Annotated in this window: 22 protein-coding genes; 8 read left to right on the top strand and 14 right to left on the bottom strand. The window is 71.3% G+C overall.

Annotated elements, in window-relative coordinates:
• Positions 1-68: 68 nt before the first annotated feature.
• A complete protein-coding gene (locus GXP76_RS04585) occupies positions 69-689 on the bottom strand; it encodes an L-threonylcarbamoyladenylate synthase (RefSeq protein WP_242570106.1) in 621 nt (206 codons plus the stop codon).
• Between the two features lie 87 nt (positions 690-776).
• Between GXP76_RS04585 and GXP76_RS04580 the strand changes: the two genes are divergently transcribed.
• The 4 genes from GXP76_RS04580 (at position 777) to GXP76_RS04565 (ending at position 3,170) form a co-directional block, all read left to right on the top strand.
• Positions 777-1,025 (top strand): hypothetical protein, encoded by a 249-nt coding sequence (locus GXP76_RS04580; RefSeq protein ID WP_374359810.1) that lies wholly within the window; start codon positions 777-779, stop codon positions 1,023-1,025.
• Positions 1,026-1,222: 197 nt separating this feature from the next.
• Complete coding sequence (locus GXP76_RS04575) at positions 1,223-1,924, top strand: chitinase (RefSeq protein WP_242570116.1); 702 nt, start codon at positions 1,223-1,225, stop codon at positions 1,922-1,924.
• Between the two features lie 111 nt (positions 1,925-2,035).
• Positions 2,036-2,908, top strand: a complete 873-nt coding sequence (locus GXP76_RS04570; RefSeq protein WP_242570105.1) for a serine hydrolase — start codon at positions 2,036-2,038, stop codon at positions 2,906-2,908.
• 79 nt (positions 2,909-2,987) lie between these two features.
• A complete protein-coding gene (locus tag GXP76_RS04565) occupies positions 2,988-3,170 on the top strand; it encodes a hypothetical protein (protein WP_242570104.1) in 183 nt (60 codons plus the stop codon).
• Between the two features lie 23 nt (positions 3,171-3,193).
• On the opposite strand, the gene GXP76_RS04560 is transcribed toward GXP76_RS04565, so the two are convergent.
• From GXP76_RS04560 to GXP76_RS04530, 7 genes are all read right to left on the bottom strand, one after another.
• Complete coding sequence (locus tag GXP76_RS04560) at positions 3,194-3,472, bottom strand: hypothetical protein (protein ID WP_242570103.1); 279 nt, start codon at positions 3,470-3,472, stop codon at positions 3,194-3,196.
• 48 nt (positions 3,473-3,520) lie between these two features.
• Entirely contained in the window at positions 3,521-3,877 is a 357-nt protein-coding gene (locus tag GXP76_RS04555) for a PRC-barrel domain-containing protein (protein ID WP_242570102.1), read from the bottom strand.
• A gap of 100 nt (positions 3,878-3,977) precedes the next feature.
• A complete protein-coding gene (locus tag GXP76_RS04550) occupies positions 3,978-5,165 on the bottom strand; it encodes an ROK family transcriptional regulator (RefSeq protein ID WP_242570101.1) in 1,188 nt (395 codons plus the stop codon).
• A 307-nt stretch (positions 5,166-5,472) separates the two neighbouring features.
• Entirely contained in the window at positions 5,473-8,751 is a 3,279-nt protein-coding gene (locus GXP76_RS04545) for a PQQ-dependent sugar dehydrogenase (RefSeq protein WP_242570100.1), read from the bottom strand.
• Positions 8,752-8,870: 119 nt separating this feature from the next.
• Complete coding sequence (locus GXP76_RS04540) at positions 8,871-9,842, bottom strand: sugar phosphate isomerase/epimerase (protein WP_308354094.1); 972 nt, start codon at positions 9,840-9,842, stop codon at positions 8,871-8,873.
• 182 nt (positions 9,843-10,024) lie between these two features.
• Positions 10,025-10,978, bottom strand: a complete 954-nt coding sequence (locus GXP76_RS04535; protein ID WP_242570099.1) for a hypothetical protein — start codon at positions 10,976-10,978, stop codon at positions 10,025-10,027.
• Positions 10,979-11,422: 444 nt separating this feature from the next.
• Positions 11,423-11,821 carry a helix-turn-helix domain-containing protein gene (locus GXP76_RS04530; protein ID WP_242570098.1) on the bottom strand — a complete coding sequence of 133 codons (399 nt, stop codon included), beginning with the start codon at positions 11,819-11,821 and terminating at the stop codon, positions 11,423-11,425.
• A 119-nt stretch (positions 11,822-11,940) separates the two neighbouring features.
• Here GXP76_RS04530 and GXP76_RS04525 point away from each other — a divergent pair, with 119 nt between their 5' ends.
• The 3 genes from GXP76_RS04525 to GXP76_RS04515 all read left to right on the top strand — a co-directional run bounded on the left by GXP76_RS04525 (position 11,941) and on the right by GXP76_RS04515 (position 15,285).
• Positions 11,941-12,801, top strand: a complete 861-nt coding sequence (locus GXP76_RS04525) for an SDR family oxidoreductase (protein WP_242570097.1) — start codon at positions 11,941-11,943, stop codon at positions 12,799-12,801.
• A 678-nt stretch (positions 12,802-13,479) separates the two neighbouring features.
• Complete coding sequence (locus GXP76_RS04520; RefSeq protein WP_242570096.1) at positions 13,480-14,247, top strand: NPP1 family protein; 768 nt, start codon at positions 13,480-13,482, stop codon at positions 14,245-14,247.
• A 204-nt stretch (positions 14,248-14,451) separates the two neighbouring features.
• On the top strand, positions 14,452-15,285 hold the full coding sequence (locus tag GXP76_RS04515; protein WP_242570095.1) for an SDR family oxidoreductase: 834 nt from the start codon (positions 14,452-14,454) through the stop codon (positions 15,283-15,285).
• Positions 15,286-15,325: 40 nt separating this feature from the next.
• On the opposite strand, the gene GXP76_RS04510 is transcribed toward GXP76_RS04515, so the two are convergent.
• Genes GXP76_RS04510 through GXP76_RS04490 form a run of 5 tightly spaced genes read right to left on the bottom strand, consistent with a single transcriptional unit; the run spans position 15,326 to position 22,546 of the window.
• Positions 15,326-18,145, bottom strand: coding sequence for a DUF5682 family protein (locus GXP76_RS04510; RefSeq protein WP_242570094.1), 2,820 nt, complete (start codon positions 18,143-18,145; stop codon positions 15,326-15,328).
• The gene (locus tag GXP76_RS04505) at positions 18,142-19,254 is read right to left on the bottom strand and encodes an AAA family ATPase (protein ID WP_242570093.1); all 1,113 of its coding nucleotides are present in this window, start codon (positions 19,252-19,254) and stop codon (positions 18,142-18,144) included. Before GXP76_RS04505 ends, GXP76_RS04510 begins: the two co-directional genes overlap by 4 nt.
• Before the next feature lie 39 nt (positions 19,255-19,293).
• On the bottom strand, positions 19,294-20,658 hold the full coding sequence (locus GXP76_RS04500; protein ID WP_242570092.1) for a VWA domain-containing protein: 1,365 nt from the start codon (positions 20,656-20,658) through the stop codon (positions 19,294-19,296).
• The gene (locus GXP76_RS04495; protein WP_242570091.1) at positions 20,655-22,073 is read right to left on the bottom strand and encodes a hypothetical protein; all 1,419 of its coding nucleotides are present in this window, start codon (positions 22,071-22,073) and stop codon (positions 20,655-20,657) included. The genes GXP76_RS04500 and GXP76_RS04495 overlap by 4 nt, the downstream gene beginning before the upstream one ends.
• Positions 22,043-22,546, bottom strand: a complete 504-nt coding sequence (locus GXP76_RS04490; RefSeq protein ID WP_242570090.1) for a hypothetical protein — start codon at positions 22,544-22,546, stop codon at positions 22,043-22,045. Before GXP76_RS04490 ends, GXP76_RS04495 begins: the two co-directional genes overlap by 31 nt.
• Before the next feature lie 223 nt (positions 22,547-22,769).
• Between GXP76_RS04490 and GXP76_RS04485 the strand changes: the two genes are divergently transcribed.
• Positions 22,770-23,798: an aldo/keto reductase gene (locus GXP76_RS04485; protein WP_242570089.1), complete on the top strand. Its 1,029-nt coding sequence runs from the start codon at positions 22,770-22,772 to the stop codon at positions 23,796-23,798.
• Positions 23,799-23,877: 79 nt separating this feature from the next.
• Here the strand turns inward: GXP76_RS04485 and GXP76_RS04480 are convergent, their stop codons facing one another.
• A complete protein-coding gene (locus GXP76_RS04480) occupies positions 23,878-24,744 on the bottom strand; it encodes an SDR family oxidoreductase (protein WP_242570088.1) in 867 nt (288 codons plus the stop codon).
• Between the last annotated feature and the right edge of the window lie 289 nt (positions 24,745-25,033).

The raw sequence follows: 25,033 nt of genomic DNA, 5'->3' as shown, positions 1-25,033 counted from the left end.
AGGCGCGCGGGGCCGGGGCGGCGACGCGAGAGCCGCCCCGGCCCGTGGCGCGCGGCCGGTCGGGCCGTCTACTCGAACCGCGCGGGATCGCCCGCGCCACGGCGCACGATCTCCGGCTCGCCGCCGGAGAAGTCGATGACCGTGGTCGGCTCCGTGCCGCAGTCGCCCGAGTCGACCACGACGTCCAGCACGTGGTCGAGCCGTTCCTTGATCTCCCAGCCCTGGGTCATCGGCTCGGCCTCGTCGGGCAGCAGCAGCGTGCTGGAGAGCAGCGGCTCCCCCAGCTCCGCGAGCAGGGCCTGGGCGACGACATGGTCGGGGATCCGGACCCCGACCGTCTTCTTCTTCGGGTGCAGCAGCTGACGCGGCACCTCCCGGGTCGCCGGCAGGATGAAGGTGTAACTGCCGGGCGTCGCCGCCTTGATCGCGCGGAACACGTCGTTGTCGATCTGCACCAGCTGACCGAGCTGTGCGAAGTTCTGGCAGACCAGCGTGAAGTGGTGACGGTCGTCGAGGTCCCGGACGGACCGGATCCGGCTGATGCCGTCCCGACTGCCGAGCTGGCAGCCCAGCGCGTAACAGGAGTCCGTGGGGTACGCGATGAGCGCGCCGGACCGGATGCTCTCGGCCACACTCGCGATGGTGCGCCGCTGAGGGTTGTCGGGGTGTACGTCGAAATACTTGGCCATTGGCCGAGCTTAGGGCCTGTTCGGCGGCCGGGCGCCCCCCGCGATCGACGGACCGGGCGCGCGCCGCGGGGGCGCCGTCGTGGCCGGTTGCCGCAGGCGACCACCTCCTCGCGGCGGTGGCGCTCGCGAGCCCGCCGGAGGCAGAATCCCGGCGGCGGGATCGAGGCGCGGGCCTTCCACCCGCTGCCGGAGAAGACCTGGGCGGCACTCGCGGGGGAGGCGCTGTCGCTGACGGCGTTCCTCGCGGACCGGGAACCGGGGGTGTACAGCCGGTACGGGCACTGGTGGGACAAGCTGCCGCCGAGCGCCGAGGTCCGGTTGCTGCCCGGGAAATGACCGGGCCCACTTTTCTCAAAGAATTGGTATGGACCTTTCCGGGGAGGGGTCGCTGCCCGTAGCCTCTGCGCGGCGGCGTCCGCGTAACTGCCCCCTCCTGGAAGGCGGTTGTGGATGAGCGCTGTCCCATGAACGCCTGTCCCCACACACCGTTCAGGAGTGAAGCAACCGTGTCGAGAAGAGGCACCACGGCCGTCATGGCCGCCCTGCTGCTGGTCTGCGGCCTGCTCGTCGCCGCACTGCCCGCGGCGGCCCAGTCCCCGGGCTCGCACCACAAGCCGCGTTTCGTCGTCGCCGAGTCCCAGTTCGAGCGGATGTTCCCGGACCGGGACCCGTTCTTCACGTACGACGGGCTGGTCGAGGCCACCGAGGCATATCCGGAATTCGCACGCACCGGCAGCCGGACGACCCGCAAGCAGGAGGCGGCGGCCTTCCTCGCCAACGTCAGCCACGAGACCGGCGGGCTCTTCTACGTGGTGTCGCAGAACCCCGACATGTACCCGATCTTCTGCGACGACACCCAGCCCTACGGCTGCCCGGCGGGCCGGGACGCGTACTACGGGCGCGGCGCGATCATGCTCAGCTGGAACTTCAACTACAAGGCGGCCGGCGACGCCCTGGGTATCGACCTGCTCAACAATCCGTGGCTCGTCGAGACCGATCCGGCCGTCGCCTGGATGACGGCCCTCTGGTACTGGAACACCCAGTCCGGGCCGGGGACGATGACCGGGCACGACGCCATGGTGAACAAGAAGGGCTTCGGACAGACGATCTGGAGCCTGAACGGATCCGCCGAGTGCGACGGCGGCAACCCGGCGCAGATGGAACACCGGGTCGAGCTGTACAAGCAGTTCACACGCGTGCTGCGCACCGCGCCGGGCCGCGACCTGACCTGCTAGAACGACCGCTGTCCAGGTGCCCGGCCCGCTGGTCCGGCGAGCCGGGCACCGGTATCCGTGTGACCATACGCACGTTGCCCGCGGCGACCCGCATTGCCTAATGTCCGTTTTGTGCTTAGCTTCCGTAAGCCCCAGCAATTGGCCGTCGCCGCGGTGGTCCTCGTCGTGACGGTGCAGGCCCCCGTGCTCGCCGCCGCCCGCACGGCCGACGGGACGCCCCACGCCGCCGCCACGTCGGCCGGCGCCGACCGTGCGATGAACAAGGCGCTGGACGCGCTGCCCGCGAGCGAGGGCCGCTACACGGTCGCCGTACGGGATCTCGACGGACGGCACGCGGCCGTCCACGGCCAGGACTCCGGGGCCTTCGACACGGCCAGCGTCGTCAAGGTCGACATACTCGCCGCCCTCCTGCTCGACGCCCAGGACCGCGGAGCGAACCTCACCGGGCCGCAGAAGAAACTGGCCGCCGAGATGATCCGCAAGAGCGACAACGACGCGACGAACGCGCTCTGGAAGGCGATCGGCGGGACCGACGGCCTGAACGCCGCCAACAAGCGGCTCGGCCTGAAGGCCACCCACACTGACAAGGACGGCCACTGGGGCCTGACCCGCACCACCGCGGCCGACCAGACGGTGCTCCTGGAAGCCGTTCTCGGCGACGCCCGCTCCCCGCTCACCGCGCCCTCCCGCGACTACATGCGGTCCCTCATGAGCACGGTCGAGGCGAACCAGCGGTGGGGGATATCCGCCGCCGACGACGGCAAGCGGCCCGGCGCCACACCGGCGCTGAAGAACGGCTGGCTGCCGCGCAGCGAGACGAAACTGTGGGACGTCAACAGCATCGGCCGCGTCGAGCACGGCGGCCGCACCCTGCTCGTCGCGGTGCTGTCGGACGGGCAGCCGTCCTACAAGGCCGGAGTGGCGCTGGTGGAGCGCGCCGCGACCACCGCGGTGAAGGCGTTCGTCGACGCGGAGAAGCGTTAGGCCGTTTCTGACACCTCCCGCCCGGCCCACGCGGCCTGGGCGCGGCCCCGCCGCGAGCCCGCCGGACGGTACGCGGCCGATGTCGTACCGCACCAGGCCGACGGGCTGCCCTGCGGCGGCGCGGGCCACCGGCCGTGAGCCGGCCCGCCCGATCCTCCAGACGATCAAGGCAACCGGCGGCCGGAGCGCCGAGGGCCGGGCGTTCCGCCGGGACACGGAGGCGGTGGCCGCGGGCTGCGCCGTCCCGGCCCCGGCGCGGTAGCCCGGAGGAGGGCGGCCGGGCGTTCACGCCGGGGAGTCGTCGCCGTCCGCGAGGACCCTCAGCAGGGCCGTGAGGAAGCCGCGTACCTCCCGCTCGCCGTGCGGCTGCCAGTCGCCCGCGGTGAGCTGCTCCGGAGATCGCAGGGCCTCCCTGAGCATCCGGATCCGGTCGGCCGGGGGATCGTCGCCGAGCAGACCGTCCGCGATCAGACCGCCGACGCGCGCGGCCTCCCCGGCGTCCAGCCGGGCGGTGAACTGCACACAGTAGAGAACCTTGTTGGTGAAGCCGCGCCATTCGTCCATCGACCGCAGCGTACGCGCTCTCCGCGGGAGGCCCCGCCCGGCCCGCGCTCAGCGGCGGGCGAGCTGGCGTTCGCCGCTGGGGCCCGGCTGATAGGCCAGGTCGTAGTGGGAGAAGACTTCCTTCTCGTCCTCGGCGGGCAGCACGTCGTCCGTACCCATCGACGGCGCGTCCTTCACGACGGACTTCGGGTAGTTGACCCTGACGTATCCCGGTCCCACGACGGCTCCAGAGAGCGGGACGAAGACCAGTCTGCGCCGGGTCGGCATGCCCGTCAGCACGGTCGCCACCGCCGGCTCGTCGGTGCGCGTGTCGACGTAGACCGCCTCCAGCGAACCGATCTTGCGCCCACCGGAGTCGACCACTTCGTGGGTGCGCCATTCACGGATGTCCGCAGCATCGATCATGTCGGCTCTCCTCCTGCTCCAAGGGTCTCCGACGTGCCGCAGGGACGCCACTCGGGAGCGCGGCACGGCCCGCGAGGACCGCCGCAGGACCCCCGTCGCCTCAGGGCTCCGTGTCGTCCGACCCCTCGCCGTAGCAGAGTTCGCTCGCCAGCAGCGCCGCGCCCACGACTCCCGCCCGGGGTCCGAGTTCGGACATGACGATCGGCAGATTGCCGGTGGCGAGCGGGAGTGAGCGCTTGTAGACGACGCTGCGGATCTCCGCGAGCAGGGGATAGCCCAGTCCGGTCAGACCGCCGCCGATCACGATCATCGACGGGTTCATGAAGCTGACCAGTGTGGCCAGGACCTGGCCGACCCGGTGGCCGCCCGCCCGGACGAGGTTGACGCTCGTGTTGTCGCCGCCGTCCGCGCACTGCGCGACGTCCAGGGCGGTCAGCACGCCCCGTTCCGCGAGCCGTTCGGCGAGAGCGGGCGACTGGCCGGACTTCGCGGCCTCGGTGGCGTCCCTGGCCAGCGCCACCCCGCCGAAGTACGCCTCCAGACAGCCGGTGTTCCCGCAGGAACAGACGGGGCCGTCCGCCTCGGCCTCCACCTGGACGTGCCCGATGTCGCCGGCGCACCCCTCCGCGCCCCGGTAGATACGGCCGTGGTGCTGCATGCCGGAGCCGATACCGCTGCCGATCTTCACGAAGAGCAGATGGTCGACGGTGCGCGCGACACCGCTGTGCTGCTCGCCGAGGGACATCACGTTGACGTCGTTGTCGACCACGACGGGGCAGCCGTGCGCGCGGGCGAGGGTGTCGCGTACCGGGAAGCGGTTCCAGCCCACCATGATCGGCGGCGAGACCGGTACGCCTTCCCGGAAGCTGACCGGCCCCGGCAGGCCGATGCCTATGGCGTCGAGCCGGGTGTAGTGCCCCTGGCCGGCCATCTCGCGCAGGAGCTCGCTGACGCGGCCGAGCACGGCGACCGGCCCCGAGCGGATGTCGGCGGGCTCCGAGCAGGAGGCCACGGGGGTGAGCGCGCCGTCGGTGATCTCGATGTCGACGGAGCTGGCGCCCAGATCGACCGCCGCGAAACGCAGACCGGGATCGAGCTGGACGAGGGTCGAGCGGCGCCCGCCACGCGAGGCGGCGGGGCCTGCCTCGCTGACCCGCCCGGCGGCGACCATGCGGTCGAGTTCGCCGAGCAGTCTCGGGCGCGGAACCTCCAGCCGGTCCGCGAGCTGGGCGCGGGACAGCGGACCGTTGTCACGCAGCAGACTCAACACGCGGTACTGGATGTTCACGGACGTAACTCCTCTGGAACGCCTGCGGACAGCTTCAGGCACGTGTCGCGGGTGCGGAACGCGGGCGGTGCGGGGCCGGGCACCTCAAGGCCCGGCAAGGCCCGTGATCCTGCGGGCCCGGGGTCACGGGTCGCGGTGGCGCGCGGGCGGCAACTTTTACACAGACCATCGAAAGTTGTCGCCTTGTTGACGGAACCCACACCGACTCGCCGTAAGTGGAGTGCTTCCCACGAAGGAGTCCGGGCACAGGACTGCCCCGCCGTTGAGAGCGGGGCGTGGCAGCGGGGCAGCCCTGTGGGTCCCGTCGTCAGCCCGTGGCGCCTCCCTTCAGCGCCCGCGCGTCCCGTGCCAGGGCCGCGCCCGCCGCGCTGTCCGGCACGAGGGCGGTGTCGCCCGCGTAACCGGCGAACGACTCCAGCACGGCCGTGGCCTGGCTGGTGCGACCCGCGTCGGCGTGCGCCTCGGCCTGGCCGAGCCGTACCGTCAGCCGCTGCTGTCCCTGCGCCGTGATCAGGCCGTCGGCCCGCAGCTGGGTGATCAGCGCGCGGATGTCCGCGTAGGAGGTACGGGTGGTGAAGGCCACCGTCTTCGTGGTGGTGTTGCCGGCCTTGTCCCGGGCCCTGACCGTGAGCTCGTGGTTGCCCAGCGGCAGCCGCCACAGCTCCAGCGCCTGCCCGGAGGTGACGGCCTTGCCGTCCACCGTGGCCGTCGCCGTGGCCCCTCCGGAGACCGCGTCCGTCGCCGAGAAGACCGGCGCCGGGCGCTTGGAGTCCCCGTAGACGCCGTCGGCGTCGATACCGGTGGCCGTCACCGCGGGACCGGTGCGGTCGATGCGTACGGTGAGGGAGCCCACCTCGGAGACATTGCCGCCGTTGTCCGTCGCCCGGTAATGGACCGTCGTGGCGCCCTCCCTGGAGAGCGTGACGGCCGCGTTGGCCGACTGCCAGGTCGCTCCGTCGTCGATCGAGTACTGCCGGCTGGCGACCGTCCCGTTGTCGGTCGCCGCGACCGCCAGCGACACGTTGCTGGTGTACCAGCCGTCGTCACCGTTGGGCCTCGGCGGGTTGAGCGTGGCGGTGACCTTGGGCGCGGTCTTGTCCGCGACGCCCGCTCCCTGGAAGGTCAGCGAGTCCAGCTCGACACCGCCGGAGGTGGTGACGAAGACCTCGCCGGTCCCCGAAGGGGCCTTGTCCAGCGCGGTGGTGACGGTCTGCCAGCCCTCACCGGCCGGGACCCCCACCGTCGCGAACGGTTCCGCGTCGGCCGATCCCCAGCGCAGTGCCAGCGTACCGGCGCCGCTCGCGCGGGTCTTGACCCCGCTGATCCCGGCGAACGACACCGGGTCGTAGGCGATCCAGTCGCCCGCGTCGAACGAGGTCAGCTTGCGCTGCCCGGACGCCGTGGTGTCGTCCGTGACGGTGACACCCTCCGCCGAGTCGTAGTGCTCGGCCTGCATCAGCGCCGGGTTGAGCACCACCTGGGCGTCACCGGTGGCCGGCGGAACGCCGCCCGCGCCCTTGTCGGTGTAGGTGATCCCGAGGACACCGAAGACGTTCTCGGTGTCACCGTGGCCCGCGTCGGCCGGGGTCAGGACCCCACCCGTGCAGCCGGTGCCGCTGTTGACCGGGTGGCCGTGCTGGTTGTGCCCGAGGCCGAAGGTCCAGGCCGCCTTGGCGCAGTCCGGTGTGGTGCCGTCCTCGGGGTCGTCGACGGCTATGCCGTACGGCACGGCGTCGCCCCAGTTGAAGAACCCGCCGTCCGGCGGCGAGGTGATCTTCACCGTGGGAGCCGTGTTGCCCACGGTGATCTGACGGCTCGTCAGTCCGGACTTGCCCTGCGGGTCGGTGACCTTGAGCCGGGCCTGGAACTGGCCGTTGTCCGGGTACGTACGGTCGACCGTGGGCCCGGTGGCGTCGAACGTGCCGTCGCCGTCGAGGTCCCACTGGTAGGTGAGGTCGCCGTTCTCCGGGTCACTGGAGCCGGTCGCGCTGAAGGAGACCTCCAACGGGGCCTGGCCGGACGTCTTGTCGGCCTTGATCACGGCGGTGGGCGCCTTGTTGCCCTCGGCGTAGTCGATCCGGTAGAGACCCGCGTCGGGGTTCTGCCGGAAGAACCCGTCGCCGTAGTCGAGGACGTAGAGGGCCCCGTCCGGGCCGAACTCCAGGTCCATCGGGTTGTCCCACTGCGGGATGCCGTTCTGCGAACGCTCGCTGTTCGGCAGCACGTTCTCCAGCTTGCTCACGGGGCCGTCGGGCCCGTCGAGCGTGAACGCCGCGACGTAGTCCTGGGAGAACTCCGCGAAGAACGCCTTGCCGTCCCAGTACTCCGGGAACTTGCCCGGCGACGGGTTGTCCGCGTCGTAGTGGTAGACCGGACCGCCCATCGGGGCCTGGCCACCGGGACCGCCCGGACCGCGGAAGGAGGTCAGCTCGGGCCACGGCTGGTCGGTGTCCCTGTCGCCGTACCAGAGCGTGGCCGGCGCGGACTCGGGCAGCTCGGTCAGACCGGTGTTCCAGCGGGAGTCGTTGACCGGCTTCGCGCAGTCGAACGCGGGGCCGGGCGTGAGGGTGGCGAAGTCGAAGTCCCGGTAGGGCTTGGTGTTGTCACCCGTGCAGAACGGCCAGCCGCTGTTCAGCGCCTTGGTGGTGGTCTGCCACTCGACGTACCCCATCGGCCCGCGGTTCGGGTCGGCGGTACCGGCGTCGGGGCCGTAGTCGCCCCACATCACGGCGTCGGTCTTCTGGTCGACCGCGAGCCGGAAGGGGTTGCGCAGACCCATCACGAAGATCTCGGGACGCGTCTTGGCCGTGCCCGGCTCGAAGAGGTTCCCCTCCGGGATCTCGTAACTGCCGTCCTCCTGGACGTCGATCCGCAGGATCTTGCCCCGCAGGTCGTTGGTGTTGCCCGCGCCGCGGCGCTCGTCCAGACCCGGGTTGAAGCCGGCCGCGTCGTTGATCGGCGTGTAGCCGTTGACGTTCGGGCCGGACGCCGGGGTGTTGCCGCCCGTCGCGAGGTAGAGGTTGCCCTTGCTGTCGAAGTCCACGTCACCGGCCACGTGGCAGCACTGGCCGCGGTTGGCGTCGACCCGGATGATCTCCTGGGCGGTGGAGAGGTCGAGCTTGTCGCCGGTCCACTTGAAGCGGGTCAGGGTGTCGTACCCCTCCCACTGCTTCCAGTACGCGTCGGTCTGCCCGGCGGGCAGCGTCTGCGGTGCGGAGCCGGCCGGTGTGTTCAGCGGCGGCGAGTAGTACAGGTAGACCCACTTGTTGGTGGCGAAGTCCGGGTCCAGCGTGACCGTCTGCAACCCCATCTCGGAGTTCTGGTACACGTCGATGTGGTTGACGACCTTCGTGACACCCGTGCCGGGGTCGGTGAGCCGTACGTCGCCGTTGCGGGCGGTGTGCAGGACACGGCTGTCGGGCAGCACGGCGAGGTCGATCGGCTCGCCCGTGTCCTTCGTGAGGGTGACCTTCTCGTAGTTCGACCAGTCCAGGGCGTGTTCGTGGCCCGGGTGCGCCTGGGCGGCGGGCGCGACGGCCACACCACCCAGCGCGGGCAGTGCCACGAGCAGGACCCCTGTGATCATGCGTCTCAGGGTGCGGTGCACGGTGATGCGTCTCCTCGATCGCTGACGGTAAGGAGCGGAAGTGACGGTCGGGCGCCCCCGCGCGCGGAGGCGCCCGACTGCCTTCGGGGGAAGCCCTCTCAGCCGAGGAGCCCCTTGAGCGCGGTGAAGCTGCGCTCGGCCGCGCCGAGCGAACCCGGCGGATTGGGCTGGGTGTTGGGCGCGGTGTCCTGCTCCCAGATACCGACGTGCGAGGCGCGCGGGCCGATGTCGCGCACGAACTTCTCGTACGGAAGGTCGCCGGCACCGAACTCGACGATGTCGAAGCCGTTGGCGTTCGCCGAGTTGGCGTCGCCGTCCTTCATGTGGAACAGCGGGTAGCGGTAGGGCTGGTTGCGCACGTACGCGGCCGGGTCGAACCCGGGGTAGCGGTACTGGCCGACGTACGCCCAGTAGATGTCCAGCTCCAGATAGACATGGCGCGGGTCGGTGTTCTTGAGGAACACGTCGTACAGCCGGACCGACGGCTGGTCGGTGGCGAACGCGAACTCGCCCGCGTGGTTGTGCTGGTAGAGCTTCAGACCGCGCGCGGTCGCCGCGGCTCCCCAGACGTTGAACTCGTCGGCGGCGGCGCGGTAGCCCGCGACGGTGTTGACGTTCGTCGGTGCGTTGGCCGTACCCACGTGGGGCATGCCGAGGATCTGCGCGGCGTCCAGCTCGCCCTGGAGGTTGGAGCGGAAGTTGCCGATGCCGACGTGGCTGCCGACCGCGCGCAGACCGTTGTCGTCGAGCAGGGTGCGGATCTCCGGGAGGGTGATCTGCCGGCCCAGGATGGAGGTGTTCTGGGTGTATCCGGCGAACTCGATCTCCTTGTAGCCGATCCGCGCCAACTCGGGCAGGACGACGCCGAATCCGAGGGCGCTGACCTTGTCGCGGATGCTGTAGAGCTGGATGCCGATGCGGTCCTTCGGGATGGACAGGTTCTTCTTGGACACGGCGGCGGCGGAGGTCGCGGCGGCCCCGGTGACGGAGGCGGCGGCGAGCGCCACCGTGGTGCCGGCGGTGGCGCGCAGGAAGTCCCTGCGGTCGAACGACTTGCGTATGTGGCTCACGGTCACTCCTGGGGATGCGGAGAAGAGGGTAGGACCGGGGCGCGCGGCCGGGGCACTGCCCGGTGGTGCGCGCCACTGCGGCGGAGGGTGGGCCGCCGTGACCTGCCGGTGTCGCCGCGTCAGCCGCGACACACGCCGGGACAGGCGCCCTTACGGGCGCTGTCGCGGGCGTCGTCTGGGGGTCAGAGGCGGGACTTGCCCGCCTCGTGGGCGTCGGCACGCGCCTCGGCGGCGCGCTCGGCGGCCCGCTCGGCGAGGTCGGCGCCGCGGTCCTGCGGTGCGGCCTTCCTGGCGGAGCCGGCTGACGAGTCGCCGGGGGCGGCGGTCTCGCCGGTGACGGCGCCACGGACACGCGCCAACTCGCCCACGACCAGGACGGGGTTGTTGCCGGTCGCGGTGAGTGCTCCGCGCACGATCGAGTTGTCGAGCACGGAGTTGGCGGTGTTGTCGGTGACCGACAGGTTGCCGCCGAAGTACGAGGCGCCCGCGCAGGATCCGAGCAGGCCCTCGCCGCCGATCTGGAGGTTGTCGGCGTTGCCCGAGTACGTGGCCGCGCCGTACACCTCGCTGGCGCAGAACACGCCGCCGAGGGCGTTCCCGTCGACGGTGAGCGCGCCCTTGACGGTGGAGTCGTACACGTCGCTGTACTGGTTGTCCGCACCGGTCAGCGAGCCGTTGAGGGTGCTGCCGGAGACGTACAGCTCGCCCGCCGAGGTGTTGACGTTCCCGCCGAGCGTCGAGTCGACCGCGTAGATGAAGCCCTCGGTGACGTCGACCGCCTTGAGGCTGGACTTCTCCAGGTGCGTGCCGAACGCGGAGTCGGTGGTCAGCACACCCTTGACGGTGGAGTCGGTGAGGTCGAGATAGGCGTCCTCCTCGACGTTGACCGCGCCGTTGAAGGTGGCACCCGCCGCCACGAGGTCGGCGCCGGCCTCGACCGTCACCGTGCCCTTGACCTTCGTACCGGTGAGGGTGCAGGACTTCCCGGCCGGTACGACCAGGTCGTTGCTGACGGTCACGGCCCCGCCGTCACCGACACAGGTGGTGTAAAGAGCCGCCTGGGCCGAACCGGAGAAGGCCACCAGGCTCCCGGATGCCACCAGTGAGGCCGTGGCGATGAACGTACGGATCTTCATGTCGCTTCCCTTCAGCTGCGGTCACGGCAGAGTCGGTGACCCGGCCGGTTTCCCGTGTTTCGACGGGGGTGCTGCACGGTGCGTGTGCGACGACCGCGGTGACGACGGTCGCGCAGCGCCTCGTGACGGGCGGTGGCCCGGCCATGGGGGGAGAGACGTGGAAAGACTCGTGGGGTGAGGGGCGTTCGGGTGAACGCCGATCGGCTGCGGTGTTACCGCGACGAAACACATGTCCCGGTGGGCCGAGACATTAGAGCGACGCGTGGGGACTGTCCAGAGGTTCGGTACGAATCTCTGGAACTTTCTAATGATTCATCAAAAGATGTGAGGTGCCGGGAGAAAACGCGACGGACCGCACCCGGTGTCCGGCAGGGGAACGCTCAACGGCCGCGCCGCGCGTCGCTGTTCGCGGTAGTGAAGAAGGTGGGTGCGCGGGGCCGCCCGTCAGGTCGTCGCGGCGGGTGGCATGGGCTCGTGCGCCTCGTCGTACGCCTCGCGGGCCGTGAACACCGCGTCCAGCCGCCGCTCCGTCCAGCGCGCCAGTCCCCACACCTGCTCGGCCGCCTCGCGGCCCAGCTCGGTGAGCGAGTAGTCCACGCGCGGCGGGATCACGGGTTTGGCGTCGCGGTGGACGAAGCCGTCCCGCTCCAGGGTCTGAAGGGTCTGGGCGAGCATCTTCTCGCTGACGCCGTCGACCTGTCGGCGCAGTTCGCTGAACCGGTACGAGCGCTCCAGCAGCGCGGCGAGCACCAGTACCCCCCAGCGGCTGGTGACATGTTCCAGCACGAGCCGGGAGGGGCACATCCGCCGGTTGACGTTCGGTGGGGCAGCGCTTTCATCCATTCCGGTACCTTACTTCAAGGTGGGTACTTCCTCTTGGTTAGTGCGGCACATATCGTGGATCCGGACCGCCCGGAAACGGGCTGGATCATCCCGAACCGCACTCGTCAGATGGGCGCCACATGAGCATCGTCGTCACCGGAGCGACCGGACACCTCGGCCGTCTCGCCATCGAATCCCTGCTGGCCGCCGACGTACCGGCCGTCGAGATCGCCGCCGTCGCGCGGGACAGGGCGAAGGCCGCGCCGCTAGCGGCGCTCGGCGTCGAGGTGCGGAGCGGCGACTACGACAGCCCCGAGTCGCTGACGGACGTCTTCCGGGCCGGTGACCGCGTCCTGTTCGTCTCGGGCAGCGAGGCGGGCCGGCGCGTACCTCAGCACACCGCCGTCGTCGCCGCCGCGAAGGCGGCGGGCGTGGCCCAACTCGCCTACACCGGCGTACTGGGCGGACCCGACGCCGACTTCGACCTGGCCGCCGAACACAAGGTCACCGAGCGGCTGATCATCGAGTCCGGGCTGCCGTACACTTTCCTGCGCAACGGCTGGTACACCGAGAACTACACCGAGAACCTGGGACCCGTGCTGGAGCACGGCGCCGTCGTCGCCGCCGCGGGCGACGGGCGGGTGGCGAGCGCGAGCCGCGCGGACTACGCGGCGGCGGCAGCCGCGGTGCTGACCGGCGAGGGGCATCTGAACAAGGCGTACGAGCTGTGCGGCGACACGGCGTGGTCGTTCGCCGAGTACGCGGCGGAGCTGTCGGAGGCGACCGGGCGGACGATCGCGTACAACGACGTCCCCGGCGGGACGATGCTGGGCATCCTCACGGGCGCCGGGGTGCCGGAGCCGATGGCCGCCGTTCTCGTGGACGTGGACAGGGCCATCGAGCGCGGGCTCCTGGTCGGTACGACGGGTGATCTGTCCCGGCTCGCGGGCCGGCCGACGACGCCGCTCGCGGAGTCGATCGCCGAGGCGCTGAAAGCCTGACCGCGAGCCTGTCGCGGCGGGGCGCGGAGGTGCGGGGCGGGTCCGTGGTGGGCGCCGCCCGCGTCCGCTCGATCGCCGTCGTACGGTCGCCGGCCCCGCCCCGGACGGGTGGCGGCCCACCGATGTGGCGACTGTGCCGGGGCGTGCCGAGAACGCCCGCACCCCGGAGCCCGGCCCCGGCGCGTCCGGTCGGACCGCGGCTGTTTTCTGTTCGCAAGCGTGAAGTAGCCGAGGTGATTCGGTGGTGAACGGGGTCCTGGCCGGGGCCGGTACGGCCCAACAGGACGCCGCGCGTCCGCTCTCCGTGTCCGGCGCGCGCGCCGGACCGGCTCGCCGTCCGCACCGATGACCGGCCGGCCGCTGCGCGTGGAGTGAGCGCGGGCGGACGGTGCCGGTTCGCCGCCGCCGTGCGGTCCTCGGCGCCGGTGATCATCAGGTCGATGCCGCGGCCCGGGTAAGGGCCGAAGGCGTCGACGGGAGTGCGCGCGGAATCGGCGCCGGCGCGGCGGTACGGCGGCCCGGTCCGTGTGCGCCCAAGTCGCCTGATCCTTCTATTGGTTGATCTTTCACCACGCCGACACCTGTCGACGCTCGGGACGTCAACAAAGACCCAAGAAGATGATCCGAGCATGTCAAAATGACCGGTGCCCCCACGCCGCGGTCGATCAGGAGGACGCAGTGAAGAAAAGCTCGCGCATCCGCAAGGTCTCGTTCACCCTTGGCAGCGCCCTCGCGCTGGTCATCGCATTCCCCGGCAGTGCTCTCGCCGATCCGCCAGGTGCCCTGCCCGCCAACGCGGACGGGCTGGAGCAGACGTTCCAGCCGGCGTACGACTACGACACCGACGGCTGCTACCCCACCCCGGCCATCGGCCCGGACGGCACCGTCAACCCCGGCCTCAATCCCAGCGGCGCCCTCAACGGCCAGTGCCGCGACTCCTGGGACCTCGACAACACCAACGGATACTCGCGGTCCAAGTGCAACAACGGCTGGTGCGCGATCATGTACGGCCTCTACTTTGAGAAGGACCAGGCCGTGGTGGGCAGTTCGCTCGGCGGGCACCGTCACGACTGGGAGCACGTCGTGGTGTGGGTGCAGAACGACCAGGCCCAGTACGTCTCCACCTCCGCCCACGGCAACTTCGACATCCATTCCCGTGACCAGATCCGGTGGGACGGGACGCACCCCAAGGTCGTCTACCACAAGGACGGCATCGGGACGCACGCCTTCCGCGCCGCCAACAACAACGACGAGCCGCCGGAGAACCACCACGGCGGTTGGCAGTTCCCGCGACTGGTCGGCTGGAACGGATACCCGGCGGGTCTGCGCGACAAGCTGAGCCAGGCCAACTTCGGCAGCGCCGTCTTCGGCCTCAAGGACGGCAACTTCAACGGCCACCTGCAGAAGGCCAAGCCGGCCGGCATCCCGTTCGACCCCAACGCCTGACGATCGCCGCGATCGGGTCCGGGGGTGTGGCGTACACCCCCGGCCCGACGCCGGCGCCCGGAACCTCCTCAAGACCGCGACGGCTGCCCGCGTCGCGGTCTTTCGCCGTCCCCCGGGCTTCTTGACCTGAAGTCCGGTTGAGGTCCTAGCGTCGGTTCTGGCGCATCACCGCGCACCGCCGCCGCACCACAGGAGAAGCGACTCATGATCCTCGTGACCGGAGCCACCGGAAACATAGGGAGCACTCTCGTGCGGGAGCTCCAGGAGTCCGGTGCCGGACCGCTGCGGGCTCTCACCCGGGACCCCGCGCGGGCGGCTCTCCCGGCAGGGACCGAGGCCATGGAGGGCGACCTCGCCCGGCCGGCGTCGCTGAAGAGCGCGCTGGAAGGCGCGCGTTCGCTGTTTCTCGTCTCACGTATCGGCCCGGACGCCGAGATCATCCGGGCGGCCCGGTCGGCGGGCGTGGAGCACGTGGTGCTGGTGTCGTCCATCACCGTCCGGACCCATCCGCACCTCGGTCCCGCCGACGAGAACCTGACCGTCGAGCGGCTCCTCAAGGACAGCGGTATGACCTGGACGATCCTGCGGCCCACGCAGTTCGCCTCGAACGCCCTGTGGTGGGCGGCGGCCATCCGTGAGCGGGAGACGGTGCGCGTGCCGTACGCGGACGTCGGTCTCCCCACGATCCACCCCGCGGACATCGCGTCCGTGGCGCGGAAGGCGCTGACCGAGGACGGCCACCGGGGCCAGACCTACGCGCTCACCGGGCCGGAGCGGATCACGGCCCGGCAGCAGGTGGAGACCATCGCGACGGTACTGGGCCGGGACATCCCCTTCGCCGGCGTCGGCAGGGCGGAGGCCCGTCGCACGATGGCCGCCTTCCTGGGGGACGAAGCGGCGGACGCGGTCCTCGACGTGACGGGCGGCGACGTCAACGACGAACTGCTCGCCGTGCGCGACACCGTGCCCCGGATCGTCGGTGTCCCGGCCAGGACGTTCCGGCAATGGGCCACGGAGAACGCCGCCGCCTTCGGCTGAACCGGCCGGCCAGGGTGCCGCCCCGGCCGGCCGGTCCGCGTCAGGTGCCGGCCAGCAGCACCTCCAACGCCGCAGCCGTGTCCGGGTGACGGGCCGCGAGCAGCACGCCCGAGGGCGCGGGGTCCGCAGGCTGCCACGATCCCTCGCAGCCGAGCAGACCCGCCAGCGCGTCGCACGTCGCGGGGTGCGCGGCGAGCAGCGCGGCACCGGCCCCGGCACCGGGGGCGGACCGGGGTACCGCGGTCTCCGGCACTTCCCGCCAGGGCGGTGTCCACGCGTCCAGCGCGTCGAGCCGGCCGGGGAAGACCCGGCCCGCCTCACGGATCAGCAGCGGCGCCAGGTCCGCGCCGTCGGACCGCAGCGTACTGATCAGCTTCGGCAGCCACGGCAGCAGCACCGGATCGGGCAGCCGTGCGAACGCGTTGGACACCGCCTCCACGACGAAGTCCGCCAACTGCGGCACGGGCTCCAGCGCGTGCAGGAATCCGCTGAGATGACGCGGATAGGCGGGCACCACCAGGGGGTTGTCCAGCAGCTCGTCGCAGCGCGCCCGGAGATCGGCGCGCGAGAGCTGTCCGAGCTGGACCTGGGCCGCCCACAGCAGCGCCACCTTGGCCGGCTCGCGCGGATGCGACTGCGCGAACGCCAGCTCCAGTTGGGTCCGGTCGCAGCCCAGCGACAGCGCCAGGGTCTCCATGCTGAACAGGAAGCCCAGCATCGCGGCCACCTGCCGGACCTTCGCGTCCTCGTCGGTGAACGCCGTCGGCAGCAGGGTGCAGTAGTGCGCGTAACCGGTCTTGACGAAGGACTCGATCCACGGCGGCAGCACCGGCTCGGCCGTCCGGTAGTACGCGAGCAGCCTCCGCACCCGCCGCAGAACCTCCGGCGCGCCGTCGACGCTGCGCTCGGTCGCCAGGACCTCCAGGGCACGGGTGCCCAGCTCGTCGGCGAGGCGGCGGCTGCCCAGATACAGCGTCGCGTTCTCGACGGCCTCCAGGACGTCCGCCGTGGTCGCCTGCGGATCGTACGCGCGGCGCCGCAGGCGCTGCTCCAGGACCTGCTCGATGCTGACGCCCTCGTAACCCAGCTCGATCAGCGCCCGCTGATGGGTGCCCAGCGCCAGGTCCCACGACTCCTGGATGGGCCGCTCGCCGAGCCGCCGTTCGCCCATGATCGCCCGCGCGGCGCCGTACGGCAGCAGATGCCGCAGCATCCACAGCACGTCGGAGCACCGCTCCAGTTCCGGACTGGAGGCCATGTCCAGCAACGCCCGCTGTACACCGCGCTGTTCGAGCTTCAGCCCGAGCGGCGCGAGCCGGTCGTGCACATCGCGCGCGAGCGGCGGCAGCGCGTCGTAGCCGACCTGCCCGATCCGGTCGCCGCCCATCATGATCTCGACGATGCGGCGCACGTCGCGCCGCCCCGGCACGGTGTCCTTCTCGATACAGGTGATCGCCGCGTCCTGGAAGTCGTACGGCGTGGGCCTGGCCCGGTCGCGCATACCGGCCAGCAGGATCGACGTCTCGAACACGGCGATGGCGTCGGCGGTGGAGGAGAGATAGCCGTTGCGGCGCGCGGCGCGCACGATCTCCACCGACCAGCCGAGCAGCTCCGCCTCGTCCAGCCGGTCGAGCACGGGCGGGCGCCGCAGGAAACCGGACAGCTGGTCCGCGGGTGCGCCGGCGGCCTCGGGGAGGCCCGGCAGCGCGGCCTTCCCCGCTTTCGCCGCCTTCTTCGCGCCCGCCTGCCCCACCAGCCGGAACGGCTGGACCTTGGTGCGCTTCAGGTTCTTCGTCCACTGGGTCGCGGCGATGGACACGGAGCCGGGGGTGAGGCCGAACTGAGCCTCGATCGCCGTGTGGCTGGAGGGGATCAGCCCGTGCTGCCACACCGTCGCGCTGGGCGGCCCGATCTCGAAGGTCCCGGCGCCGTGGACGCCGAACTCCTCGACCCTGCTGGCCGCGTGGAACGCCCCGCAGATGTAGAGACAGTCCGCCGCGTCGGTGCCGGAGGCGGCGAGGTGCTCGCGCATCCTCGTCCACATGTAGCGCTCGCGGTCCTCGTCCACGCGCACCCGCCGCGCGTCGCCCGGCGCCAGCCTGCGGAACAGGCTGCCGATCAGCAGCATGACCTGCCGGTAGGTGTCGTGGTCGCTGTCGCCGAGCGGCAGCTCGACGTACTGGTGCCACCACTCCGACCAGTGCCGCACCCGGCCGTGGCGCAGCAGATGCTCCTCCAACTCGGCGAAGCGCGGCCGGAGGTCGCCGATCTCCACGCCGACGGCGTCGCCGTGCAGACCGGCCTCCTCCTCGGCCGGCGGCGACTCCGGGTCGGCCGGTTCGGCGGAGTCCGCCGAGCCCGCCGAGTCCGTCCCGTCGGTCTGCCACTGGAACACGTGGTCCGACGAGCGGTCCACCAGGACCAGCTCCACACCCGGTGTGTCCAGCGCGTAGGCGATCGCCTGGTACTCGGCCGACGCCTCGGTGATCGGCGCGACGACCGACAGCGGCGCCCAGTCGGCCGGGAAGCCCTCGACCTCGCTCGCGAACGCCTGGACCGCCACCGGGAGCCGGCAGTTGCGCAGCTCGGACAGGAGCGGCGCCATGTCCTCGCACAGCTCCAGATAGACGACCTTCGGCCGCTTCTCCCGCAGCCGCCGTGCCATGGCGACCGCCGAGGCCGGCGAGTGGTGGCAGACGGGGAAGATCTCCAGTGGTTCGCGGACCGCGCGGTCGACGTCGTCGACGATGCCGAGAAGGATGCCCTCCAGCGCCTCGGGCCCGTCGGCCAGCGTCGCGGCGGCCTCGCTCAACTGCGAACGCAGCGCGTCGAAGGCCGCCTCCTGCGGCGGGGCGCTCACGAGAGGGTGGCGATCGCGTCCCGACCGCCCTCCAGGAACTCGGGCCAGGCCCCGCCCTTGTCCTTGCTGCGCGGCTCGACCACCCCGTGCAGGTACTTGTTGAGGATCGCCAGGTCCTCGGGCTCGCGCCGGGCCAGGGAGCCGACGAGCGAGGAGGCGAGGGTACGGGCGGTCAGCTCGCGCTCACCGAAGAAGTTGCTGTGCAGGATCGCGTCCTCCAGCACGCCGATCTGCTCGGCGCTCGACAGGGCCGACTCCAGCTTCTCGTCGTCGCTGCCCGCCGCCGCGGCGGAGGCCCGCAGATCGGCGAAGCTCTGCAGAAGGACGTCCAGCAGTGTGGGGGGCACGTCCAGCTCGATCCGGTGCCTGCGCAGCAGCTCCTCGGTGCGGAAGCGGACGATCTCCGCCTCGCTCTTCCTGTTCGTCACCACCGGGATGCGGACGAAGTTGAACCGGCGCTTGAGCGCCGACGACAGGTCGTTGACACCCCGGTCGCGGCTGTTGGCGGTGGCGATGACCGAGAATCCGGGCTTGGCGAAGACGATGCTGTCGCTGTCCAGCTCCGGGACCGAGACGTACTTCTCCGACAGGATCGAGATAAGGGCGTCCTGGACGTCGCTGGTGGAGCGGGTGAGCTCCTCGAACCTGCCGATCGCGCCGGTCTCCATGGCCGTCATGATCGGGGAGGGGATCATCGACTCACGCGACTGGCCCTTGGCGATCACCATGGACACGTTCCACGAGTACTTGATGTGGTCCTCGGTGGTGCCGGCGGTGCCCTGCACCACCAGGGTGGAGCTGCGGCATATCGCGGCGGACAGCAGCTCGGCCAGCCAGCTCTTGCCCGTCCCCGGGTCACCGATCAGCAGCAGGCCGCGGTCGGACGCCAGCGTGACGACGGCGCGCTCGACCAGGCTGCGGTCGCCGAACCACTTCTGCGCGATCTCCCGGTCGAGACCGTCGGAGCGCTCGGACCCCAGGATGAAGAGACGGACCATCTTCGGCGACAGACGCCAGGAGAACGGCTTGGGGCCGTCGTCGACCGACTCCAGCCAGTCCAGTTCCTCGGCGTACTTGATCTCGGCGGGGGCGCGCAACAGGTCTGACATATTCGGGCCTTTCTTCTTACTGGGTCTCAAAGGTCGTGGCTAGGTGAGGAAGGTCTTGAGTTCGTGGACGAGTCCCCGGATGTGGCCGGAGAGGACCGGGGTTCCGAGCGCCTTGAAGCGCTCGCGGAACCACGGGTTGACCTCCTGGCGGCCGGAGCTGGTGACCGAGCCGACGGGTATGAACTTCACCCCGGAGCGGTGGACCGCCTCGATGCCCTCGAACAGGGGCTGGGAGCGGCCGAATTCGTAGAAGTCCGAGATCCACACCATCACCGTGCTGCGGGGTTCGGTGATCTTCGGGCGGGCCATCGCCATCGCCACGGGACCGTCGTTGCCGCCCCCGAGGTTGGTGCGCAGCAGCGTCTCGAACGGGTCGTCGACCCACGGAGTCAGGTCGATCGCCCGGGTGTCGTACGCGATCAGATGGACGTCCACCTTCGGCAGCCCGGCGAAGATGGAGGCCAGGATGGTGCAGTTGACCATCGAGTCGACCATGGAACCCGACTGGTCCACGACCACGATCAGCCGTTGCGGTGTCGTCTTGCGCGCGGTGTGCCGGTAGTAGAGGCGGTCGACGTAGAGCCGCTCCTCCTCGGGGCTCCAGTTGGTGAGGTTCTTCCAGATGGTGCGGTCGAGATCGAGGTTGCGGAACACCCGTTTGGGCGGCACGGAGCGATCCAGGGCGCCGACGGTGGACTTCTCCACCTGCGTGCGCAGCACCTCGGCGACCTCGTCCACGAAACGCCTGATCAGGGATTTCGCGTTGGCCAGTGCCACCCCGGACAAGTTGCCCTTGTCGCGGAGCAGTTGCTCGATCAGCGACATGCTCGGGGTGAGCCGCGAGGCGAGCGCGGGGTCGGCCAGCACCTCGCGCAGATGCATCCGCCTGACCAGATCGGCTTCGATGGCGCCCAGCTCCGGGCCGATCTCCGGGACCGTCCCGCCCGCGCGGCCGCCGCGCAGGGCGCCGGGCTCGCAGCCCAGTGCGCGCTCCAGCCAGCCGGCGTCGGCCTGCCACTGCGAGAGCTGTCCGGCGGTGACCGTGCCGGAGCCGGAGGCGAAGACGTTGAGCAGCACCTTCGACACCAGCGCCGCGCGCCGTACCTCGGCGGCGCGGTCGCGTTCGCCGGCGCCGTCGTCGTCCGCCGCGTTGGCGGACTCCGGGTCCGGCACCATCAGACCGTCGAACTCGGCCGCCAGCTCCGGGTGTCGCTGCACCGTCGTGTCCACCGACACCTTCGGGTCGAGCAGCGCGGGCGGCAGGCCGATGTCCTCGACGACGGCGAGGCTCGCCGACTCCAGCGCAGCCTGCTCCTCGGGGTCGAAGAGCCTGGCGAGAAGTCGCCAGTAGAGGACCTGGCGGCGGCTGTCGTGCGAACTCGTGTCAGCGTTCTGTCCGGTCATTTCCGCAGCAGCCTTCCCGCGCGCTCGCGCAGCACCGCCGCCGCGTCGGTGGCCGCCTTCTCCGCCTTGGCTCCGGCCTTGTCGGCCGTACCGCCCGCCCATGCCCCGGCGTGGACCGCGACGGGCTTCTTCCGCACGGTGGTCTCCACGGCGAGCGGCTGGACGGTGAACACCCCGGCGTCCCAGCGAAGGAGACCGACGCACGCCCCCGAAGCGGCGACGGCCTCGGCGGTGAGCGGTCCGGCGGCCGGAACACGGTCGGTGTCGACGGCCAGCCGGTGTCCCGTGACGGTGAACGCCACCCCCTCGCCGTCCTTCTCGGCCTCGTAGCCCTCCAGGAACACGGGCACCGCGATGCGCGACGGGTGCCGGTCCAGGGGAGCGGTCGCGGAAGCCGTGGCGGTGGACAGGGCGACGCGTGCGGTGGCGAGGGCGTCGGCGGGCTCGCCCGTACGGGCCCGCGCGTCGTCCCAGACCAGGTCGCCCTCGGCGGTGACCGGCATGTCGGTGAGGTCCATCGAGCGGCCTTCGCTCACGGCGGTCAGGAGCGACATGTGCGGACGCAGGAGCTGCCAGAGACCCGCTCCGACGACCGTGTCGGGCTTCGGCGCCGAGACGCTCGCACGGACCAGACGCGGCGCCGCGCCGTCCGCCGGCTCGAACACGGCGTGGACCTGGGCCTGTACGGCGGTCGCGTGCTCCTGCACGTCGACGCCCAGGGGCAGCAGACGGCCGGTGGCCGTACCGGTCGCGGGCACGTCGGCCGCACCGGGCACGGTCAGCACCATCGCCCGCGACCAGAGGTCCGCCCAGCGGCGGACGGGAACGCGCTCCAGGGCCGAACCCGGGCAGGACGCGGCGAGTTCGGCGGCGAAACCGTCGAGCAGCGCCGCCAGCCGGCGCAGTGCCGGGTCCGGCAGCATCGCGGACACGACGGGCGCCGCCCCCGCGACCACGTCGTGATCGATGCCCTGCCAGCCGCAGCGCGCCAGATCGGACAGCCAGGTACGGGCGGCCGTCAGCAGGTTCCCCGCCGGCTGTCCCGCGGGCGCGGGGACGCTCTCCTCCGCGCGGGGCCGGCCGATCGCCTCCTCGACACGGGCCGTCAGCGCGTCATGGACGGAGCCGAGGAGGGCGGTGCGGGCGGCGGCGAGCGCCACGAAGTGGTCCTCGCCCGCGGCGCCGGCCACCGCCTTGTCCGCCGCCTCGGTGACCACGCCGGCCAGCGGCGTCCCCGCGACGGCGCCGGCGAGTCCGGTCAGGCCGGTGTCCCGCACGGCGTGGGGACGGAGCAGGCCCACGACCAGGGCCCGGTCGAATGAGTCGACGGCCGCCAGGGCTTCGTCGAGCCCGTCGATGCTCTCACCGAGCAGGTCGGCTCGCATCACGCCACCGCCCTGGTCGGCGGGAACCACTGCATCTCCGGCAACGGCGCGGTGGTCGGGGCGAGTTCCAGATAGGCGAGGTGGCGCAGGAACCGGCTGAAGACGGTCGCCGCGGCGGTGGTGTCGCCCTGCGGTGGACGGGTGCCCGTCATCCCCGCGGTGAGGGTCTGCGCGGTCGGCTCGCCCTCGGCGGTCTCGACCCGCAGATAGCGGGCGACGCGCTCGGCGCCGTACTGGAGCACCGCCTCCTGGACGAGGGTGCGGATGTGGTTGCAGAACCCGCCCCGCGCGCCACCGCAGGGCCGGTTGTTGTTGGTGCTGCAGGCGTAGGCGTACGTGACGGCCGCGACCGACGAGACGTAGACCCGCGCGATGTCCGAGCCACTGGACACGACACCCTGCAGACGCCCGTCGGCCAGCTCGACGAACGGCACCTTCGCGAGCTTGCGCGGCCGCGCGGGTGGTACCACCCGCGCCGTGCTCGACCTCTCCCAATGTGACACCGCACCATCTCCTTTGCACCAGGGGGGAGTTCCTCGCCAGAACGGCGGAACACCCAAGAACCTAGCGGTGACCACTGACAACGCCGGTCGGGGCCTGTCCGCGGATACGCGGAGAGTCCTCGTTGCTAAACGGAACGATGTTCCGTATCGTCGATGTGGAACACGGTTCCGTTTCCGTCGGCGTACCGCGCCGCGACGGCATCCCCGATTCCGCAGGAGCGACATGAAGTACCGCACGCTGGGCCGCACCGGCATCAAGGTCAGCCCTTACTGCCTGGGCGCGATGATGTTCGGCGTCCTGGGCAACCCCGACCACGAGGACTGCGTCCGCATCATCCACAAGGCGCTCGACGCGGGCGTCAACTTCGTCGACACCGCCGACGCCTACTCGCGCGGCGAGTCCGAGACCATCCTCGGCAAGGCCCTCAAGGGCCGCAGGGACAACGTCGTACTCGCCACCAAGGCGCACCTCCCCATGGGGGACGACCCCAACCAGCAGGGCAACTCACGGCGCTGGCTCACCCGCGCGCTCGACGACTCGCTGCGCCGGCTCGGCACCGACCACGTCGACCTGTTCCAGATCCACCGGCCCGCGCCGGACACCGATGTCGAGGAGACCCTCTCGGCCCTCACCGACATGATCCGCGCGGGCAAGGTCCGGGCCATCGGCACCTCGTCCTTCCCCGCGTCGGACATCGTCGAGGCGCAGTGGGTCGCCGAGCGGCGCGGCCTGGCGCGGTTCCGTACGGAGCAGCCGACGTACTCGATCCTCAACCGGGGGATCGAGCGCGAGGTACTGCCCGTCTGCGAGCGCTACGGCATGGGCGCCCTGGTCTTCAGCCCGCTGGCCGGAGGTCTGCTCACGGGCCGCTACCGCAAGGGGCGGCCCAACGACACCCACCGGGCCGGCTTCGGCTTCAGACACCTCGCCGACGAGCGCCGCCTCGACGCCGTCGAGCAGCTCATCCCGGTCGCCCAGGAGGCCGGGATGTCGCTGACGCACCTGGCGACGGCCTTCGCGATCTCCCACCCAGGCGTCACCTCGGCGATCATCGGCCCGCGCACGACGGACCACCTGGACGACCTCCTCGCGGGCGCCGGAACCGTCCTGAGCGACGACATCCTCGACCGGATCGACGCCGTCGTGGCCCCCGGCACCGATGTGGGGACGCTGGACATGGCCTACGCCCCGCCCGCCGTCGGACAGGCCCGTCTGCGCCGCCGGGAGGTCGAGGAGCGCACCGCCGCCTGATCCGCCGGGCCACGCGGACATTCCGCCGGGCCGCGCCCTGCCCGCCGGGCCGCGCGTCCGATACGTCGCGCCGCCGGACTCAGCGACCGTGCTCCGGGGCGGGGGGACGGGGACCCGCCAGGGTCTGCGCGTACTCGACGAACTGGGGGAGCCAGTCGTCGAAGGCGACCTTGCCCACCATCTCGATCGCCGCCTCCGCCCCGTCGCCGACCGGCGCGTGCAGTGGTGTGGCGGGGTCCTCGGCGGCGGCGACGACGGCGTCCGCGACCACTCCCGCGTCGCCGGCCCCCTCGGCCGTGCCGAGCATGAACCGCCTCAGCCACGCCTCGTCGGCGCCGTACGGTCCGTCGCCGGCCACCTCACGCGCGAGCGCGTTGGTGTGGACGTCCGTCGCGAAGCTGCCGGGCTCCAGGCACACGACACGGATCCCGAACCGTCCGACCTCACCGGCGAGGGCCTCGCTGACGGCTCCGAGTCCCGACTTGCCGGCCGCGTAGAAGCCGCCGTAGGGCACCGACCAGGTGCGTCCCGCGAGCGAGCTGACGTTGACGACGACCCCACCACCCTGTCGTCGCATGGCGGGCAGGACGGCCCGTGTGGTCCGCAGCGCTCCCCAGAAGTTCGTCTCCATCACGGTCCGCGCCTCGTCGAGAGGCGTGGTCTCGACGGCGCCCACATGGTTGACCCCGGCGTTGTTGACGAGGACGTCGACGGCCCCGTGCGCGCTCTCCACCTCGCGCACGGCGGCCGTCGTCGAAGCGTCGTCGGTGACGTCCAGGGCGATGATCCGAAGATCGAGACTCTCCGCCTCGGCCCGCTCGCGAAGCCGGGCCGCCTTCGCGACGTTCCGCATCGAGGCGTACGTACGGTCACCGCGACGCGCGAACGCCAGCGCCGTCTCCAGACCGATCCCGCTGCTGCACCCGGTGATGAGTACCGTCGCCACGCCGACTCCCTTGTCCCTCGATGAGAAGCGGTTCCGGCCAGCAGATTAGAAGAGGGAACCGGACCCGGTTCAGCCCCTACGCGCCCCTACGGCGGGGCCCCGAACGCTCGCCGCGCCGCGCGGAACGCCGGCCGTGCCGGCCCCCGGATCACCGGGCGGGACCGCGCACGGGCCGCTGGGGGGGTTAGGGGGTGTTGGCCCTCCGGGCCCCTGCCTAGCCTCACTGGAGCGGGGAGACGTGATCACGAAGCCGTCTCGTCCGCTGCTCGGAGAGCTTCTTCGATTCCGA

Origin of the sequence: Streptomyces sp. NP-1717 (assembly GCF_022695985.1) — a bacterium.
Taxonomy (GTDB): Bacteria; Actinomycetota; Actinomycetes; order Streptomycetales; family Streptomycetaceae; genus Streptomyces.
Note: the sequence above shows the minus strand (reverse complement) of the source record. Positions and strands in the feature narration are given on the sequence as shown.